This window comes from Candidatus Avelusimicrobium fimicolum (genome assembly GCF_021632165.1).
GTDB classification, from domain to species: domain Bacteria; phylum Elusimicrobiota; class Elusimicrobia; order Elusimicrobiales; family Elusimicrobiaceae; genus Avelusimicrobium; species Avelusimicrobium fimicola.
This window is the reverse complement of sequence record NZ_JAJWTS010000002.1, coordinates 120,417-138,566: the sequence shown is the minus strand read 5'-3', so window position 1 is coordinate 138,566 and position 18,150 is coordinate 120,417. Positions and strand designations below refer to the sequence as shown.

Genomic DNA, 18,150 nt, shown 5'->3' with positions numbered 1-18,150 from the left:
GATATGTATAGTGGTTCGTTCTGTACTGTCTGCCGTAGCAGAGGATACTATAACTGCTATTAATTGTTAAAATAGTGAAAGCGCCCCCAATGGTCGTGAAATTGGGGGTGCTTTTCAAGATGAAAAAACAAATGAAACAAGCAATTTTAAAATATCTAAATTTTGGGATATTGGCGTGTGTTGGTGTGAGTTTGTTTATGCGCGGCCGTTTATTTAATATGGCCTACGAATATGATGAACTTTTTACGGCTATTACTACGGACCCAATGCGCCCTTTTTCGTGGATTTATTCTAATTACTTGCTAGTTGATGTGCATCCCCCTCTTTATAATGCTATTTTGTGGGTATGGAATCATTTTGTACCCTATGGGCCGGAACTTTGGTTGCGTTTGCCCAGTTTTTTTATGGGGATAGGGGCCCTTATGTGTGCGTGGTTTTTCTTTCCCAAGTTTTTTGGTAAACTTACCCGGTTGGTATTTGTGGGCTTGTTAAGTTGCAATATATATTTAATTTTTTACTCCCAGCACGCCCGTTCATATATGTTAATGCTTTTGTTTTCTGTTCCTGTTACCTTTTTATTCTTGGATATCTTTCGCAGAATAGCAAAGCATCGGCGAGTTGCCCCTTTAAAATGGGTAACTTTTGCCGTTTTATCTATTTTGTTGTGTTGGAGCCATTATTTTGGAGCCTTGTTAGTCGGTTTATGTTCTATTTTTCTATTTGCAAATGCTTGGTATAATAAAACTTATATAAGAACGGTTTTAATTATAATTGCTGCTATTACTATGAGTTTTTTGCCGTGGCTTGTACCCAATTTTATAGAACAAATCTCTTTCAAGCGCTTTGCCGGAAATTGGTGGGCAAAAGACTCTCCTTGGAGTTCTATTCCCGAAATGTTTCTCTTGTCGTTTTTTACCAAATGGTACACGGGCATTATTATGTTTGCGTTGATTAGCGTGAGTTTTGTTTGGTTGCGGACCCAATATAGATATAGGAGAGGAATTCCTTATTTTAGAGAGATGCTCCTATTGCTTTCTATATTCGTTTGTACATTAGTGATAGTGGCTTTACTTTCATTAAAGACCTATATGTTCTTTGGACGTTATTTTATTGCGTTTTTTCCGGTTGTTTATTTGCTTATTGCTTTGCTTTTGGCTCCCTTGATGCGGCGGAGTTTATGTTCAAAAAGTATTTTTATAGGATTGTTAGTGGTTAATTTAGTCATCTTTGGTTTTGGACATAAGGAATTAAAATATACACCTAAAATTTCTAGCCGTATGGTAAGCCAAATATACAAGAACAAATTCCGCGGAAAGGAAATATTTGTTATTGCCGTAGAAGGATTCCCGCCTGTAACAATGCCTGCTATGTATGGATTTTATGTAAATAGAGTTTTTGGACTTAATGTGCCTGTTACGGAATTATTTAGCCTTGATGATGAAAGCCGCAATAGAGCCCTTACCAGAAAGGAAAATGCTTTTATTTGGATGCCCAACTGTACGAAGGCAAAATTGCAGAAGGTTTCGTCCAAATGGAACCGCTCGTTGGGGGTGTATGGCCGTGTTTCTGATGTATGTATATTAAAAATTTCGGATTAAATACAATGAAAAATTATTTTATGAAACTGTTTGGACAATCCAAAAAAATTACCATTATTAAAAAACTAACCATTAAGATAATAAGTGTGGTTGTGTTTTGTTGTATTTGGGCCTCTATCTATATGCGGGCTACACTGTTTAATATAGGGTTTGAATATGATGAAATTTTTACGGCCATAACTACCAATCCAACGCTTTCTTTTGTTTGGTTATTTAAGCATTGGTTGTTAGTGGATGTTCATCCTCCACTTTACAATGCTATTATATGGGGATGGAATCATTTGGTCCCTTATGGGCCAGAATTGTGGTTGCGTTTGCCCAGTTTTGTTATGGGAATAGGTGCCTTAACGCTTGCGTGGGATTATTTCCCTATGCGTTTGGGAAAAACGGCACGTCAGTTATTTGTGGCATTATTAAGTTGTAATTTGTTTACCATTGCTTATTCCCAACACGCCCGTTCCTATATGCTAATGCTTCTTTTGGCGGTGCCGCTTACGTTTTTGTTTGTAAATTTTTCATATAAGATAAATAATCACAAAAATATAACTTTGCGGGAATGGTGTTTGTTTGGAGCAATTTCTGTTCTTTTGTGTTGGACGCATTATTTCGGGGCGTTATTATTCGGGACGTTTTCAGTAGTGTTATTGTTGCAGGCTTGGTATTATAAACGCAGTCTAAAAGAGTTTATTCTTGTGCCGGCCTGTGTTTTTGTTTTGTTTTTGCCGTGGCTGATTCCTAATTTGATAACGCAAATAAAATTCCAACGTTTTGAGGGCAACTGGTGGGCTAACCAAATGCCATATTGGCATTGGTGGTTTACCTTGCTCTATTTTTGGGCCAGCAGTATGAAAGGTGTCGCGATAATGGGGGGACTGTTGTTATATGCCGGAATTTTGTGTTGGAAGAACATAGCAAAAGGAAAAAAGTTGAGTGGGGCGTATGACTTAATGGTTTTGGGCGCAGCAATACTTGTGTTTTTAGCGTGCGTGTTTTTGGTTAGTATAAAAACATATATGTTTATCAATAGGTATTTTATTTCATTGTTGCCGGTTTTATACCTGATGTTTGCTATATTTTTTGCACCTTTTTTCCGGAAATCTATTGTGCTGGGATTATTGTTTATATGTTTTTTATTATGTGGAATGGGAAACTTTTGGAGTCAACATACCAATTTATTAAATAACGGGGACGAAAAAATGCCTGCCAGGAAAATAGGGCAAATTTTTCGTGATCGCTATCCAGATAAAGAAATGATAGTTGTGGCAATGGAGTCATTTCCACCAGAAACAATGAAAGCCTTATATGGTTTTTATGTGAATCAAATCTATCATCTAAATATGCCAGTTACAGAATTATACTATTTGAATGAATCTGCCCGGAATGAAGCGCTAAGCCGTCCAAATACCGTTGTTTGGATGCCTAACTGTGTAGAACGAAAATTGGAAAAATTGTCCCTTATGTGGAATAGTACAATATATGTAACAGACCGTGAGGGAACTGCGTGTTTCTTAACATTTGTTCCCGAAACACAATCAACTAAATAGAAGTTTTTTACGGTTTTTGCGTGTCAAAGGGCTTTTTATTGATAAAACGCTCCGATTGGTCCGTCGCCCAGTTAAGTTGCTTTTCCAGTTCCGCCGCGGCGGCCTCCATTTCCGCGTCAGAGCGGACATAGACCGCTTTGCCATAGGTGAGTGCGGTTTTGCCAAAAGGCAGCGGTACGCGCATTTTATCCCACGAGCCTACTTTTATTTTGTGGCTAAGCGCCGTGCCCACCGGGATAATCGGCAATCCTGTTTTGAGGGCCAAAAATAAAATGCCGTGCTGGACCTTGTAAATCGGCCCGCGCGGACCGTCCGGCGTAAGCATAGGGTGATACCCGGCCTCGGCAATGTTTTTAAGTTTGATGAGCGCTCTGGCCCCGCCGCGTGTGGTGCTGCCGCGTACGGCCTTCATCCCAAAATGCGGCAGACAGCGGGCAATATATTCGCCGTCGTCGCTTAAACTAATCAAGGCGCAAATTTTTTGCCCGCGGTAGGGGTATAACAAAAACAACTGTTGGTTGTGCCAAACGCCGAAGATATAGTTTTGGCCTTCGCGGTCAAATTTTAGGGCTTCCTCACTCTTGAACCAATAAATTTTTGTCGTCCAGCCTAAAAACATTGTGTACCAGTACGCCAAGGTGGAACCGATGACGTGCTTCCAAGAGATTTTTTTCTTTTCTAATGACGTGGGTTGAAACATTATTTTTTACCTTTTTTGCGGGATTTTTGCCACGGTACTAAAAATACGGCGGACATAAAGGGGGATAAACTTCCCTCTTGGGCGGAAAGGTCAATTTTTCCCGCGCTTAATTTTTCTAAAATTACCGGTAATGCCTTTTGCGCAAGGGGGGCTTCCAAGAGAGCGGCTTCGCGCAACAATTTGGGCGCAATAGCCAAACCGAAAGGGGGCAAATACACAAACTGAACCTCTTGCGTTTCACATTCCTCTTTTTCGGCCTGTTCTTTTACCAGGTCCGCTACAAAGGATACCGCACTCTTTAAAAATTCCAACAGAACAATCATTGCCGCCGTTTTGCGGTCCTCGTTGGTAAGGGTGGCTAAAAAGGGTTCGGCCTTGGCCCCCAGTGTTACGGCGCAAGCGCTGAACATTTCTTTATGGATAGTGCTTTCTTCATCTAATTCCCAATGTGCATCTTGGTTAAATTCATACACTACGCCCGGGTCCAACAGTTTAAAAATGGATAAAATAAACGCCGAAACTTCCGCCTCACTCGTAAACCCGGCGCGGCGCAAAAGCGGCAATTCGCGCAGTAAACGGCGCAAAATTTCGCGTTGACGGGGGGCAATTTTAAAGCGTTTAATTTTTCTCATACTGTTCCTTACCGTTTGGCACCGTAACCCGGAAATTCCGGATGACCGTGTAAAACGGGGAGTTCCCCTTGGGGGAACTCCCTTAAAAGACTTATTTTTTGCTTCTGCGGGTGCGTTTGATCTTGGTAATAGTTTTGGCAGGTTTCTGCTCTTTTACAAACGCTTCCACTTCGGCTTTTGTGGCCGGTTTGGCGGCGGATTTCTTCAAATCGCTGCCGTCGTTATTTTCGCCATTGTTCCAAGCGTACACCAAGGGGGTTGTAAGCGCAATGGTGCTATATACACCGGCAATACAACCTACGAGCATAGCAAACGCAAAGGAGTTAATCACCTCGCCGCCGAAGAAATACAACACCACGAGTGCAAACAGCACCGTTAAAGTGGTGATAATCGTGCGGGAGAGCGTTTCGTTAATGGACAGGTTGATGATTTGACCAAAGTCCATTTTGGGATGCAGGCGGAAATTTTCGCGCATACGGTCAAAAATAACAATCGTGTCGTTAATAGAGAACCCGGCCACCGTTAAGAAGGCCGCTACGACCACGAGGTCAATTTCCCGTTGTGTAAGCGAAAACGCCACCGCCATTACAAACAAATCGTGGAACAAGGCTACTACGCCGGATACGCCCCACAAAATGTTGCTGAAACGGAACGCTACATAAATGATGATAAACACCAAGGACAAAAGCACAGACCACAAGGCTCTTTCCGTCATATTTTCGCCCACGGCGGGGCCGACGGAGTTGGTCTGCAATACGGAGTAGGGCACTTTTAAGGTATCAAGCGCTTTTTCAATGCGGGCCTGAACCACACCTACTTCGTCGGAGGTGCTTTTTTCGCTGATGGCGAAGGAGTGGTCGCCGAACGATTGTAGTTCGGAGTTTGCACCCGTCTGCGCGAGCGCAGCGCGGATGTCGGCCATTTCCACGGGGGCGTTGAATTTTACCTGCACCATCGTGCCACCGGTAAAATCAATACCCATATTGAATCCTTTGGTGAAGAAGCAAATCACACCGCCCAATAGCAACAGGCCAAAGAGCGTGAAATATACTTTTCTGAATTTAAGGAAATCAATGTTTGTTTTAGGAAGTAAGTGCATCATAAACTGATCTCCTTGGTGTTGGTGGTAAGCACCAGTTCATAGATAGCGCGCGTAACAAACACGGCCGTAAATAAACTGACGACCAAGCCGATAATAAGCGTAACGGCGAAGCCCTTTACCGGGCCGGTGCCAAATTGCAACAAGCAAGCACCCACGATAATGGTGGTGATGTTGGAGTCAAAAATGGCCGACCAGGCTTTGTCGTAACCCAAGTTGATAATTTCGTACACGGGTTTGCCAAGGGCCTTTTCTTCGCGCATACGTTCAATAATCAGTACGTTTGCGTCAATAGCCATAGCCAAGGACAAAATCATACCTGCAATACCGGGCAGAGTAAGCGTAGCGGAGAAATAACTCATAATCGCCACGGTAAACACGAAGTTGAGCAGGAGGGCAATATCGGAAATGACCCCCGCCGCTTTGTAGTACACCGCCATAAACAGCAAGATGACAATGAACGCATAAAGCGAAGCGGACAGACCCGATTTAATGGAGTCTTCGCCCAAGGTCGGGCCAATCGTCTTCTTTTCTATTACCTTTACCGGGGCCGGGAGCGCGCCTGCCTTTAATACGATAGACAAGGAGCGGGCTTCTTCGGGCGTAAATGTGCCGGAGATGCGGCCGTCTTTGGTAATGCGGGATTGCACCACGGGGGCAGATTGAACGGTGTTATCCAATACAATGGCTAATTGTTTGCCAATGTTGGAGCCGGTCAACTGACCGAACTTTTTGCTGCCTTCCGCATTAAACGTAAAGGAAACTTCGGGGTAGCCGTTTTCGCCCATCATTACTACGCGGGCATTTTCCAGGTCTGCCCCGGTAACGGTGGCAGTATCGGTAACCACGCTGTATCCGCCGTCTTTATTGCGCATAATTTGGTATCCTTCCGGCACCAATTTGGCAATTTCGGGCAGCACAAGGCCGTTATCGTCAAACGGCTTATCGGTGGCTTCCAGCTTTTCAATGGCTTTTTGGGCGGCCGAGGTATCGTTTTTCACAATGCGGAATTCCAACATAGCGGTTTTACCGATAAGTTCTTCCGCGCGTTGCGGGTTAGAAACACCGGGCAACTGCACCATAATCCATTTATCGCCCTGGCGGGTGATTTGGGTTTCGGCCAAGCCGTACTGGTCAATGCGGTTGCGGATAATTTCCACCGCGCGGGCCATGGCTTCGTTTAAAGGCTCTTTGGCACTCAACTTGGATACATCCAGTTCCAAAAGCAAACTGGAACCGCCTCTTAAATCAAGGCCTAAGTTCAGCATCCGTTTGGGGCGCTCGCCAAGCGTATCTAATGTTTCGCGCTCGGCCAGCGGTTTAGAGTACCACTTATAGTTGGGGTAAATTAAATACAAAGACCCCAGTAAAATGGCGATAATGAGTCCCCATTTTACGGCTAATTTATTAGACATTACTTTGCGCCTCCTTCTTTGGCTGCGGGTTGTACGTCATTTAAAAGTCCGACGACGGCGGTTTTCAGCACGGTGAGTTTTACGTTTTCCGCTACTTTTACTTCAAGCGCGTTGTCTTTAAAACCCGCCACGGTGCCGATAATCCCGCCGGGGATGATAATCTGGTCGCCTTTTTGAAGCGCGTTTACTTTGCTCATTAATTCTTGTTCACGCTTTTTCTGCGAACGGGCCGGCAGAAAAATAACGATAAACGCAAAAGCGAGCAGAATAAACCAGAAGAACATTCCACCACCCTGGGCTGTCGTTTCCATAGGTTAAATCCTCCAATTAAAGATATAAATACACATTTTTATTTTAGCATATTTCCCGTCGTTTAGGACGGCGGTTTAAAAGGTGTTGCCACTTGCGCCAAAATTGCTATACTAGGGGAGTAGAACTTTTAATTTAAAGGAGATCTTATGAAACAGGGCTTTACGTTAATTGAACTGCTGGTAGTGGTGCTCATTATCGGCATTTTGTCTGCGGTGGCGTTGCCGCAATATACTGCCGCGGTAGAAAAAGCGCGCGCTACGGAAGTGGTTACGCTGATGGCGCAGGCGGAGCGTGCTGCTGATATGTATGTGCTTGAAAAAGGCTATCCGGCTAGCGGCTTGGTGGAGTTAGTTGGTGACAATGGAAGCAAAACGGGCAAACTAAATATTGATATTGAAGCCGCTTTGAAATGCACGAAGGGCGATGATGTGTGTGTGTCCAAGGATTTTGCTTATGACGTGTATTGTGACACTAGTGCTTGCCATTGGAGCGCAGACCGCAATAATGAAAGTTATGTGTTGAGTGCAGATAGAAGCCGTGGCGGCAAATGGGAACGCTCTTGCTATTATAATGACAAAGAGGGCAAGCCTGTTTGTATGGGGTTGAAAGGCCAAGGTTGGAGTATTGACGGTAATGAATAAGAAATAATTGCCTATTTATAGAGTAAGCAGCCCCCGGCGGAAATCTTTGCCGGGGGCTGTTGATTTTTCAAGGGTGTCCTCCCGTTAGTGTGCGTGCCGTGGCCGTTGTTTGGTGGTGTTGTTGTCTTCTGCTGTTGGACTGAACGGTGAACGACCCAATCGGTAGGTCCTGAAACAAGTTCAGGACGACGTCCTTGTTTTATTGTGCCGTTTTCGCCGTCATCCCGGGCGGGAACCCGGAATGACAAATTAGAAGGGGCTGTTACTTCACCCAAAAGGTCGTCATCAGGTTAATTAATTCCTTATCTTTTTTATCCGGCGAGTTCAGCGGAAAAACAAGTTTTTCTTTTTCGGTGGTTACAACCGCATAATCTTCTTTGATGTCAAAAATACTGCGTTTGACTTTGGTGTCAAACAAACTGTGCCCGAAAAATCCGCTTGGCGGCTCTACCTGTAATAAGTCCAGCACCGTGGGTGCAATATCCAGTTGGGAAATTAATTTGTTGTTTGCCAAGGGGGCTTTAATCGGCGTTTTGGTAATAATGATAAACGGCAGATTATCAAATTCGGCTTGATACGGTTTAAACAGTTTGTTTGTAGGCGTATTGGAGTAGGACGGGTGGTCCGCCGTTACTAAAACAAGGGTGTTTTCGTCAAACAGCCCCCGCTTGTTTAAATCTGCCAAAAAGTGCTCTACGTCCTGCCCGAACCGGGCAAAGGCGCGCGGCAAGGTGGGAATATTATAAAATTCCGCATCAATTTTCTCATATTCCTGCCCCAAATAATCCAGCCGTCCCAGCGGAACGTGTGAATCTACGGTAAGGAGCGTCATAAAAAGAGGTTCTTTTTGGTGGTTTTGCAAATATTCGCCTGCATACTTAAAAAGTTGGCGGTCCGTTAAGCCCCACCAGTCAATGTATTCCTTGTATTCGGGGCGCGTTTCAAAATAAGAGGCACCGATTACTTCGTCAAAGCCGGCTTGTTTGAACAAAATGTTTTCGTCCATATATGTTTCGTTGGCGCCGCGCAAAAAGGCCGTATGAAACCCCTGTTTTTTAAGTTCTTTTACAAAGGAAACGGGATAGCCGTTTTCGTATGACAGTTGCGCATACGGATGCGAGGTAAAAATGACCGTAAGGCCATAGAGCGTGGATAGCGTAACGTGCTGCAACGAGGCCGACGGATAGACGGTCATCAGCCGGTCCAAAGGCGCGCTTGCCTGAGGGGGAATGTTGGCATTGACACGGTGCAAATATTTATTGGAAAGCGACTCTGATGCAATCAAAACAACCCGCGTATATTTTTTCCCTACACGCGTATTTTTCGCCGAAAAAACATTATATTGTTGGGCAAGTTGCGCTACCGGGGCAGGCAAATCTTTCTCCAAACGTGCGTCCGGGCGGTTGGCAAGTACGGCATTAACCGTATAAACAACCGATGGCGGAACCAGATACGCGGTATAGAAATTATCGGGTTGCGGGAGTAATTTAAGCGGATTTGCGGCATATAGCAGCACAAGGCCCGACAGACACACAGTTAAGCGGGTAAAGGCCGTTTTGCGCGCGGCGGGATGAAAATACCTTTTGGCGGCAAAAATACAAAAAGAAGCCAATACGGCAAAGTAGGAGATGACGCGCCAATCTTTTAAAAAATCATAATCGCCGCCCTCCATTGTATTAAGGTATTTGGCTCCAAACCGTTCTTTAAAATACCACAGCAAAATAAGGTCTGCGGTCATTGTTAAATAATATAAGAACGCTACACTCGCCAATACCCACTTGTTTTTTACGCCCAACAGGTGCAAAAGGGACAACAGCGCGCCTAAAAATAAAAATTCACACACCAGTTTAATGCTTTCCAATGCCAGTAAATTAGCCGTTGTCATACGGCCCAGTTGGTTTAAACCAAACGCACCTAACAGAAGCGCGGGTATTGATAAGCAAAGCAGCAGTTTCCAGTCATTTTTAAAGGGGGATAAAAGGTATTTTTTTATTACGTCCATATTCGTTCGGGTTCCTCGCAATTTGATATAATTATTATATCTTAATTGAGGACCTTTGGCTTCTGGCCCGGTCGTTGTGGCCGGCAGAACCATAGCGCAAACCAGTATGGAAAATAACGACTTACAAATTAAGCGCCACTCCTGCGCGCACGTAATGGCGCAAGCGGTGCAGCAGTTGTTCCCCGGTACAAAATTAGGTATCGGCCCGGCTATTGAAAACGGCTTTTATTACGATTTTGATTGCCCCCACCAGTTCGTGCCCGAAGATTTAAAGGCTATTGAAACCAAGATGAAGGAAATCATCAAGGCCCGCCAGCCCTTTGAACGCAAGGAAATGAGCAAGGCGGAAGCCAAAGCCTTTTTTGAAAAACGCGGCGAAACATACAAGTTGGAACTTTTGGAAGAACTTCCGGACGGAGAAATTACCGTCTATGTAAACGGCGACTATGCCGACCTGTGCCGCGGCCCGCACGTGGAACACACGGGTAAAATTAACAGTTTTAAACTTACTACTATTGCCGGTGCATATTGGCGCGGGGACGAAAAACGCCCTATGCTCCAACGCATCTACGGTTTGTGCTTTAACACGAAGGACGAACTGAATGCTTATGTAAAGCAGCAGGAAGAAGCCGCCAAGCGCGACCACCGCAAACTGGGACCGGAACTGGACTTGTTCAGCATTAACGACCACGTTGGCCCGGGATTGATTTTGATGCACCCCAAAGGCGGTATGCTGCGCAAAATTTTGGAAGACTGGATTAAGGAACAGAACTTGAAACGCGGTTACGACTTGGTAGTTAGCCCGCATATTGCGCGCCTGCATTTGTTTGAAATCAGCGGGCACGCCGGATTCTATTCCGACAGTATGTTCCACCCGATGGAAGTGGACGGCGAAAAATATCAAATTAAACCGATGAACTGCCCGTTCCACGTAGAAATCTATAATACCCATTTGAGAAGTTACCGCGACTTGCCGTTGCGCTTTTCCGAATTGGGAACGGTGTACCGCTACGAACGTTCCGGTGCCTTGCACGGCTTGTTGCGTGTGCGCGGGTTTACGCAGGACGATGCTCATATCTTCTGCACGCCCGAACAGGTGGAAGACGAAGTAAAACAATGTTTTGAATTTGCTATGCACATCTTCAAAACTTTTGGCTTTGAAAAATACGCTGTGGAACTTTCCACCCGCGACCCCGAACACCCAGAACATTTCACGGGTGATGTGGCCGATTGGGAGCGTGCCGAAAATGCTTTGAAGCACGTTTTGGAAACGAATAATATCCCTTATACCACCCACGCGGGTGAAGCCGCCTTCTACGGTCCCAAAATTGATATTAAGGTTATGGACGCCATTGGCCGCTTGTGGCAGTTGTCCACGATTCAGTTTGACTTCAATCTGCCCCAACGCTTTAATTTGGAATATGTGGCCCCGGAAGGCCGCAAACGCCCGATTATGGTTCACCGCGCAATGTTCGGCTCTATTGAACGCTTTACCGGTGTGATTATTGAGCATTATGCCGGGTGGTTCCCGCTCTGGCTGGCCCCGGTGCAGATTAAACTCTTAACGCTGACCGACGACCAAATTCCGTTCGCCAAAGAAGTTGCCGCCAAAATGCGCGAAGCAGGCCTGCGCCCCGAACTGGATATTAGACCCGAAAAACTGGGCCTGAAAATCCGCGAAGCGCATATGCAGCGTATCCCGTACACCGCCATTATCGGTGCGAAGGAAGCGGCGGAGGGTAAGTTGACTGTCCGCTTGAAGGGCGGCGAAAATACGCAGCCCTTGCCGGTGGACGAAGTAATCGCCAAAATGCAAGAGGAAGTAAAATCGTACAGTTTGACGAACTTACTGAAATAACCTTGTATTTGTCAACCAATGCAAAAGCCCCGGGTTTTATTGCCCGGGGTTTTCATTTGAAGGGAGGTTGTCTTTGCGTCGTATTTTTGATACAGTAACATAGATATCAGAGGGGAACTTAAAATGAACGGTGCAATATTTAGTGTGGTAATTCCGTGTTTGAATGAAGCCCCTTCTTTGCAGGTGTGTTTAATTGAAATCCGCCAAGCGGCTGATGCACTAAATCTGCCTTACGAAATTGTAGTGGCAGACAATAATTCTACTGACGATAGCGCCCGTATTGCACGCGAATATGGCGCGCGTGTGGTGTCCGTAGCTAGGCGCGGTTATGGTTCTGCGCTTCATGCGGGTATTTTGGCGGCACGCGGGCAGGTTGTTGTATTTGCTGATGCCGACGGCTCTTATCCGTTTTACGAGTTGGCCCGTTTTCTTACTCCGGTCCTTAATAACCAGGCCGATATGGTGCTGGGAAACCGTTTAAATAATACTTTGCAAAAAGATGCGATGCCGTGGCTTAACCGTTGGTTCGGTACGCCCTTTTTGTCCTTTGTTCTGCGGACATTATATACCATTCCCGTGTATGATTGTAACGGCGGTATGCGGGCCGTAAAGCGCAGTTTGTATGAAGACTTACACCTAAAACAGCCGGGGATGGAATTCGCCAGCGAAATGCTTTTGCGTGCGGGGAAAAAGAACTGGCGCTATGTAGAGATTCCTATTTCTCTACGTCCTGCGCATCCTTCGCACAAGCCCCATTTGCGGCCGTTTAGGGACGGTTTCCGTCATTTATTTACTTTGCTTAAATATAGGCTTTTTGATGAAAATTAAATTGTTTGTCTGTGCGTTATTCCTGCCGCTTCTGTTGATGGCGGCAGGTGGCTTGTTTAGTGTGTATGTGGGGCAAGATGTAAATTGGGATTTGCTTAATTATCATTTGTATAATCCCTTTGCCTTTTTACACGGAAAAATCGGACAGGACTTTATGGGCGCAGGCGTCCACTCCTGTTTGAACCCGCTTCCGGATATTTATTTTTATTTCCTTTTTAAATTCTTTTTTAATTATCCGCGCCTGATAGCCTTTTTTATGGGAGTGCCCTATGGCCTTTTGGTGTGGACGGTATATCTTTTAAGCAAGGAAATTTTTGCCAAAACAACCTATCCGCGTGCCTTGTCTGTGGCTGCGGCCGCTATCGGTGTAACGGCGGTGGGTGTAGTATCCCAAATAGGAATAACGACAAACGAAATTCCGCTGGCTATTTTAAATATATGGGCCTTATGGTTAGTGGTACGTTTTATACGAGGCAAATCTTCCGTTCGCGGCATATATGCGGCGGCCTTTCTGTCCGGGTTGGCTGCGGGGTTAAAACTGACAGCCGTTCCATATTGTTTGGCCCTTTTTGCCGCTTTACTTATGTGCCGCAAACAATTCGTTCGTCCCATTAAAACCATATTTTTATTTGCACTCTTTGGCACGGCGGGTTTTTTATTGGCGGACGGATATTTTTTGTGGAAATGGTACTCCCTGTATGGAAATCCTGTTTTCCCGTATTACAACCAAATTTTTCACTCGCCGTATTTTGACCCTATTTTTGTAACGGAAACGCGCTTTTTTCCCAAGACACTTTTACAATGGATATTTTATCCTTTTTATTGGGCTTTTTCGCCAAACGCGCTGGTAAGCGAAATTCCCCTTCAAGATATGCGCTTCTCTGTGCTTTTGGTAGGCTTGTTTATTTGGACTGTCCTGGCTGTGTGCCGCCGGTTAAAAACGCTTGGAGAGCGGCCTCTTTTGGCTGTTGCTGTTTACTTTGTGGTAGGGTATATTTTATGGCTCATCCAATTTTCCATTTTGCGTTATGCGGCGGTGTTGGAAGTATTGAGCGGTATTTTGTTGGTCGGTGTGATTTACCGTTTTGTTCAAACCCGTTGGTGTCTGTATGGGTCTTGGCTTCTTTTTTCTTTGTTGGTGTTTTGGTACGAAGCACCCGATTGGCGGCACGAGGATTATTTTGACCAAGCCGTAGTGTTTGACAAAAAACCGCAGGTAGAGGACAACTCTTTAGTCTTTTTTATGCACTTGCCGTCAGCGTATTTGGCCCCGCTGTTAAACCCCAAGGCTACCTATATGGGCGGCTTTTTATACCACCCCGAAGATTACCCGCCCCACGAACAGCAGCGTGCCGAAAAACGCAATAATATACAGCCCCAGTATTTGCGATATCACTTTGAAGAAGCCCAACGCCAAAAAATTGCCGCGCACGAGGGACCTATTTATTTGATATCTATTGATTGGCCGGAACTCGTCAACGATAATGCCCTCAAACGCTTTGGGCTGAAAGGGCAGTTGGAAAATTGCACGCCTTTTATGACAAACTGGACAATTTACTCTCCCCGGTTGGCTATCTGCCGCGTGGAAAAGCGGACAGAGTAGTTTTTGTGTATAATACAAGTATGAAAAAATATCTCTTTTTATGCCTGGTGTTTTCCTTTACGGCTACCGCGTGGGGAAACCCGGTACCGACGGTGGACGATTTGTCTTTGCGCGAGCAAGTGGGCCAAACCATTATGCCCCGCGTGCTGATAGGCGAACAAAAGGCCTTTAAACAGGCTGTGCTAAATGGCGAAGTTACAGGTTTTTTTATTAAAGCCAAAGAAGGCGCCGTTACGCAACCAAAAATTACCGCTAAAAATCAGGCGCGTTTTATTGCCCGCCAACGGAAACGGTTGGAAAAAACTATCCGCGACTTAAACAAATGGGCATCTAAAAGCCCGCATAAAATTCCCCTTTTATTAGCCGTAGATTACGAGGGAGGAACGGTTACTTCGCCGATGTTTATGGGGCTAAAACAAATGCCGTCCAATATGCTTTTGGCGGCTTCCGGTGATGAAAAAGTAGTGGCGGATATGTACACCGCACAGGCTAAAGAAATTTTGTTATCCGGGGCCAATACGGCATTAGGCCCGGTTACGGACGTTAATTCAAACCCGCTTAATCCAATTATCCAAACACGCTCGTTTGGGGATAATTCCGCAGATGTCGGGCGTTTTTCCAGGGCGGCTTCTCGCGCACTTGAAAATAACGGTGTGCCGTCTTTTATCAAGCATTTTCCGGGGCACGGGGATACGTCGTCCGATTCCCATTACGAGCAGCCCGTAACGGCTCTGCCCGCGGAAGAACTGTGGCAAGCACATATTTCCGCCTTTCAGCCTGCTATCACGGCAGGCGGCACAGGGGTATTAAGTGCGCACGTCGTCTATCCGGCCTTGGATGACGAAAACACCGCTTCCTTTTCTTCCAAGATTTTAAAGGGCTTTTTGCGCGAAAAAATGGGTTTTAAAGGCATTATTGCCACGGACGGGCTGGATATGGGCGCGGTAAAGGGCGTAGGCGTGGAGGAAATTGTCCGCCGGGCATATGGGGCGGGGAATAATTTGCTGTTGTTAAGCGGAGACATCCGCGATGTAAAAACCGCCCGCACTTATCCGGGCCGCGCCGCAGATTATGTGGAATATACGCAACTGGCGGCAGAGCCTGCGGTGTCCGCCGGATTTGTGCGCGAATCGGCGGAGAAAATTTTGAAATTAAAGGAACGCTTGGGGCTGTTTGAAAGCCGTGCTTTTGCAACGGAAACAGGCTTTGACGAGGCCGCCAAACAGGCGGCCGAAGCCGGAGTAACCTTAGTGCGCGATACGCAAAATTTGCTTCCGCTTAAAGACAAAAAAGTTTGCGCGGTGCTGTTTGCAGACGGTATTTTTAGTTTGCAGTTGCGTGCGTTTACGGATACGCTTTCCACTCATTTGCCGCAAGTAAATGCGGTATATTCCCCGCGCACACCGGGAAAGGCTGACGAACAAGCGGCCCGTGCGTGTATGGCGGGGGCTGATGTTACGGTGTTGGGGACCAGCCGGACGAGCGTAATGGACCAAAAGCAGTATGCCTTGGTGCAGGACCTCTTGAAGCAGGCTGAACAAAATAATCAGCCGGCGGTGCTTGTTTCTCTCTTAAACCCGTACGAAATTGCTCTCTATCCGCAGGTCAAAACAGTTTTAGCCTTGTATGGCCCTACGGCAGATACTGCAAGAATTGCGGCTGAAATTTTACTTGGGTTGCGCCCGGCCAAAGGCCATTTGCCCATTAAGTTAAAATAACGGAAATCTTTTGATAACCCCGGGGCGTTCCGTTCCGGGGTTTATGTTGTTATAAGAATGTGCGGAAAACCGGAACCGCACCGGGGCTTATCACATACTAGCGGTTCATCCGGGTTTGCCTCCCGCAGGGCGTTTTTAAACTGCTACAATATAAGTATGAATTTAATTGCTTATCCTAATGACGGGCTGCGCCAGTTGGTGGACGGATACCGCCGGTTTTTCAACGGAGACCCGGTCCGCCGCGGATTCTGCGCTATTCACGCCGAGCAAATTGCCAATACGCAGGCGCCGCACTCAATGGTGGTCAGTTGTTTTGACAGCCGGGTCTGCCCCGAAGCCATTTTTAATACAAACGACGGGCATATTTGCGTGCACCGCAATATGCTTAACCAAATAGACCAAGAGGACTTTTCTATGATGGCCTCTTTGCGTTTTGCGGTGGAAAATTTAAAGGTACAAAATATTGTTATTTTGGGGCATAGCGATTGTAATGCGGTTGCCAAACTCCAACATTTGGAGGAGTTGACGCCCGAAATCCGCGCGTGGCTGGACCGTACGCATACTTCTTACCGCGGGGCCACCTTGGAAGAAGCCATTAAAAATAACGTATTGGACCAGTTGGACCATTTAAAACAAATCCCGTGTGTGGCGCAAGCCGTGCAAGCACGGGGACTTCATTTGGAAGGGATGTATTTTCATATTCACACCGGGCGTATGGAACGCTACAATGCGGTAAGTGCCCAATGGGAATTTATTTCTACGGAGGAAAAGTAAATGCCTGCCGATTTAAAAAATATGTATGAGGGAATTTTGGCGGCTACGGGCGGGGCGGATAATATTGCTACGCTGGGCTGCTGTATGACGCGCTTGCGCTTTACGGTAAAGGATGAAGCCCTGGTTCATCCCAACGCTTTGCGCAAGGTGCCGGATGTGGCGGGATATTTTTATTCGGGGGTACAACACCAGTTGATTGTGGGACCTTCTACGGCGGGAAAATTGGCGGCTTATTTTCAGGAACGCCACCACTTTGCGCCGCTTTCCAATACCATTTATCAAGCCCCGGCCCAACAAGAGGCCGCTCCTGCGGTGGGGGAAGTGCGGGAAAATAAAACCGCTGTACGCAAACGCTATTCCAGTTGGTTAAGTAAGGCCTGCTCGGTGGTGGGGAATATTTTTCTGCCGTTGATTCCGGCCTATATCGGCTGCGGTTTGCTATTGGGAATTAGCAATATTTTGGCTAAAACGCTGCTGGCAGACAGCCCCAATGCGGCGGGTTTGCTGGCGGTGTTCGGGCAGGGAATTTTCTTCTATTTAAATGCGGTGGTGGGATATAACGCCAATAAAGAATTTGGCGGGACTCCTGCTTTGGGCGTGGCTTTTGCGGGAATTTTAAATATGCCGGCGCTCGCTAAAATTACGCTTTTTGGCACACCGTTAATGCCGGGAAAAGGCGGCGTGATTGCCGTGCTTCTGGTGTGTTTGGCGGGAAGTTGGTTTGAAAAGCGCTTGCGTTCTTTTATTACCGGCACTTGGGAAATGTTTATCACGCCGACGCTTACTATTTTGGTGGTGGGCTTTTTCTCCTTGGTGCTGATTCAGCCGGTGGCGGGGGAACTTTCGGACCTGTTGGCTTGGTGTACGCAGAAAGCCTTGTCCCGCGGCGGTTGGCTGACGGGTGCGCTTTTGGGCGGTACCTTTTTGCCGCTTGTCATGATGGGGGTGCACCAAAGTTTGGTGCCGATTCACCAGCAACTGGTGGATATGTTGGGGATGAACCCGCTGTTCCCTATTTTGTGTATGGCCGGAGCCGGACAGGTAGGGGCTGCGGTGGCGGTTTTCTTTAAGACCCAAAATACGCGCTTGAAAACGATTGTAAAAACGGCCTTGCCGGTTGGTTTGCTGGGTATCGGGGAGCCGCTTATTTACGGTGTAACTTTACCGCTTTTTAAACCTTTTATCGGCGCGTGTTTAGGTGCGGCCGTGGGCGGTGCGGTGGTGGCGGCCTTTCACGTTACTTCGGCTATTCCGTTTGGGGTGTCCGGGCTGGTTTTGTTTCTGGCTTTATCCAATTTGCATAGTGCAATATTTTACGGATTAGGCTTTTTGACGGCACTGGCGGCCGGGTTTGCCATTACTTGGAAACTGGGCTTTGATGACCCGCCCAACGAGTAAATTTTACGCACAAAGCCCCCACTAGTTG

At 46.5% G+C, this 18,150-nt stretch carries 15 protein-coding genes; 9 read left to right on the top strand and 6 right to left on the bottom strand.

Translation table 11 applies throughout. The annotated features are described in order from the left end of the window. Positions 1-131: 131 nt before the first annotated feature. Positions 132-1,598 carry a glycosyltransferase family 39 protein gene (locus tag ACQY2K_RS01975; protein ID WP_428040544.1) on the top strand — a complete coding sequence of 489 codons (1,467 nt, stop codon included), beginning with the start codon at positions 132-134 and terminating at the stop codon, positions 1,596-1,598. 5 nt (positions 1,599-1,603) lie between these two features. Beyond that, complete coding sequence (locus ACQY2K_RS01970; RefSeq protein WP_428040543.1) at positions 1,604-3,142, top strand: glycosyltransferase family 39 protein; 1,539 nt, start codon at positions 1,604-1,606, stop codon at positions 3,140-3,142. A gap of 7 nt (positions 3,143-3,149) precedes the next feature. Here ACQY2K_RS01970 and ACQY2K_RS01965 read toward each other — a convergent pair whose 3' ends face one another. From ACQY2K_RS01965 to yajC, 5 genes are all read right to left on the bottom strand, one after another. Further along, complete coding sequence (locus ACQY2K_RS01965) at positions 3,150-3,842, bottom strand: DUF374 domain-containing protein (RefSeq protein ID WP_177746292.1); 693 nt, start codon at positions 3,840-3,842, stop codon at positions 3,150-3,152. Next, on the bottom strand, positions 3,842-4,474 hold the full coding sequence (locus ACQY2K_RS01960; protein ID WP_428040542.1) for a hypothetical protein: 633 nt from the start codon (positions 4,472-4,474) through the stop codon (positions 3,842-3,844). The genes ACQY2K_RS01965 and ACQY2K_RS01960 overlap by 1 nt, the downstream gene beginning before the upstream one ends. Positions 4,475-4,565: 91 nt before the next feature. Continuing rightward, positions 4,566-5,576: a protein translocase subunit SecF gene (secF, locus tag ACQY2K_RS01955; protein WP_428038076.1), complete on the bottom strand. Its 1,011-nt coding sequence runs from the start codon at positions 5,574-5,576 to the stop codon at positions 4,566-4,568. After that, positions 5,573-6,988 (bottom strand): protein translocase subunit SecD, encoded by a 1,416-nt coding sequence (gene secD / locus ACQY2K_RS01950; protein WP_428039990.1) that lies wholly within the window; start codon positions 6,986-6,988, stop codon positions 5,573-5,575. The genes secF and secD overlap by 4 nt, the downstream gene beginning before the upstream one ends. After that, the gene (gene yajC / locus ACQY2K_RS01945) at positions 6,988-7,299 is read right to left on the bottom strand and encodes a preprotein translocase subunit YajC (RefSeq protein ID WP_177746284.1); all 312 of its coding nucleotides are present in this window, start codon (positions 7,297-7,299) and stop codon (positions 6,988-6,990) included. Before yajC ends, secD begins: the two co-directional genes overlap by 1 nt. Before the next feature lie 147 nt (positions 7,300-7,446). Between yajC and ACQY2K_RS01940 the strand changes: the two genes are divergently transcribed. Then, a complete protein-coding gene (locus ACQY2K_RS01940; RefSeq protein WP_428038075.1) occupies positions 7,447-7,941 on the top strand; it encodes a type IV pilin protein in 495 nt (164 codons plus the stop codon). Between the two features lie 262 nt (positions 7,942-8,203). On the opposite strand, the gene ACQY2K_RS01935 is transcribed toward ACQY2K_RS01940, so the two are convergent. Beyond that, positions 8,204-9,943 (bottom strand): LTA synthase family protein, encoded by a 1,740-nt coding sequence (locus ACQY2K_RS01935; RefSeq protein WP_428040541.1) that lies wholly within the window; start codon positions 9,941-9,943, stop codon positions 8,204-8,206. A gap of 106 nt (positions 9,944-10,049) precedes the next feature. Here ACQY2K_RS01935 and thrS point away from each other — a divergent pair, with 106 nt between their 5' ends. From thrS to ACQY2K_RS01905, 6 genes are all read left to right on the top strand, one after another. Then, positions 10,050-11,801, top strand: a complete 1,752-nt coding sequence (gene thrS / locus ACQY2K_RS01930; protein ID WP_177746280.1) for a threonine--tRNA ligase — start codon at positions 10,050-10,052, stop codon at positions 11,799-11,801. Between the two features lie 123 nt (positions 11,802-11,924). Beyond that, entirely contained in the window at positions 11,925-12,629 is a 705-nt protein-coding gene (locus ACQY2K_RS01925; protein WP_428040540.1) for a glycosyltransferase family 2 protein, read from the top strand. After that, positions 12,619-14,232 carry a hypothetical protein gene (locus ACQY2K_RS01920; protein WP_428040539.1) on the top strand — a complete coding sequence of 538 codons (1,614 nt, stop codon included), beginning with the start codon at positions 12,619-12,621 and terminating at the stop codon, positions 14,230-14,232. The genes ACQY2K_RS01925 and ACQY2K_RS01920 overlap by 11 nt, the downstream gene beginning before the upstream one ends. A 20-nt stretch (positions 14,233-14,252) precedes the next feature. Continuing rightward, positions 14,253-15,950, top strand: a complete 1,698-nt coding sequence (locus tag ACQY2K_RS01915; protein WP_428040538.1) for a glycoside hydrolase family 3 N-terminal domain-containing protein — start codon at positions 14,253-14,255, stop codon at positions 15,948-15,950. A gap of 156 nt (positions 15,951-16,106) precedes the next feature. Beyond that, a complete protein-coding gene (locus tag ACQY2K_RS01910) occupies positions 16,107-16,724 on the top strand; it encodes a carbonic anhydrase (protein WP_428040537.1) in 618 nt (205 codons plus the stop codon). Further along, positions 16,725-18,122 (top strand): PTS transporter subunit EIIC, encoded by a 1,398-nt coding sequence (locus ACQY2K_RS01905; RefSeq protein ID WP_428040536.1) that lies wholly within the window; start codon positions 16,725-16,727, stop codon positions 18,120-18,122. Positions 18,123-18,150: the final 28 nt, after the last annotated feature.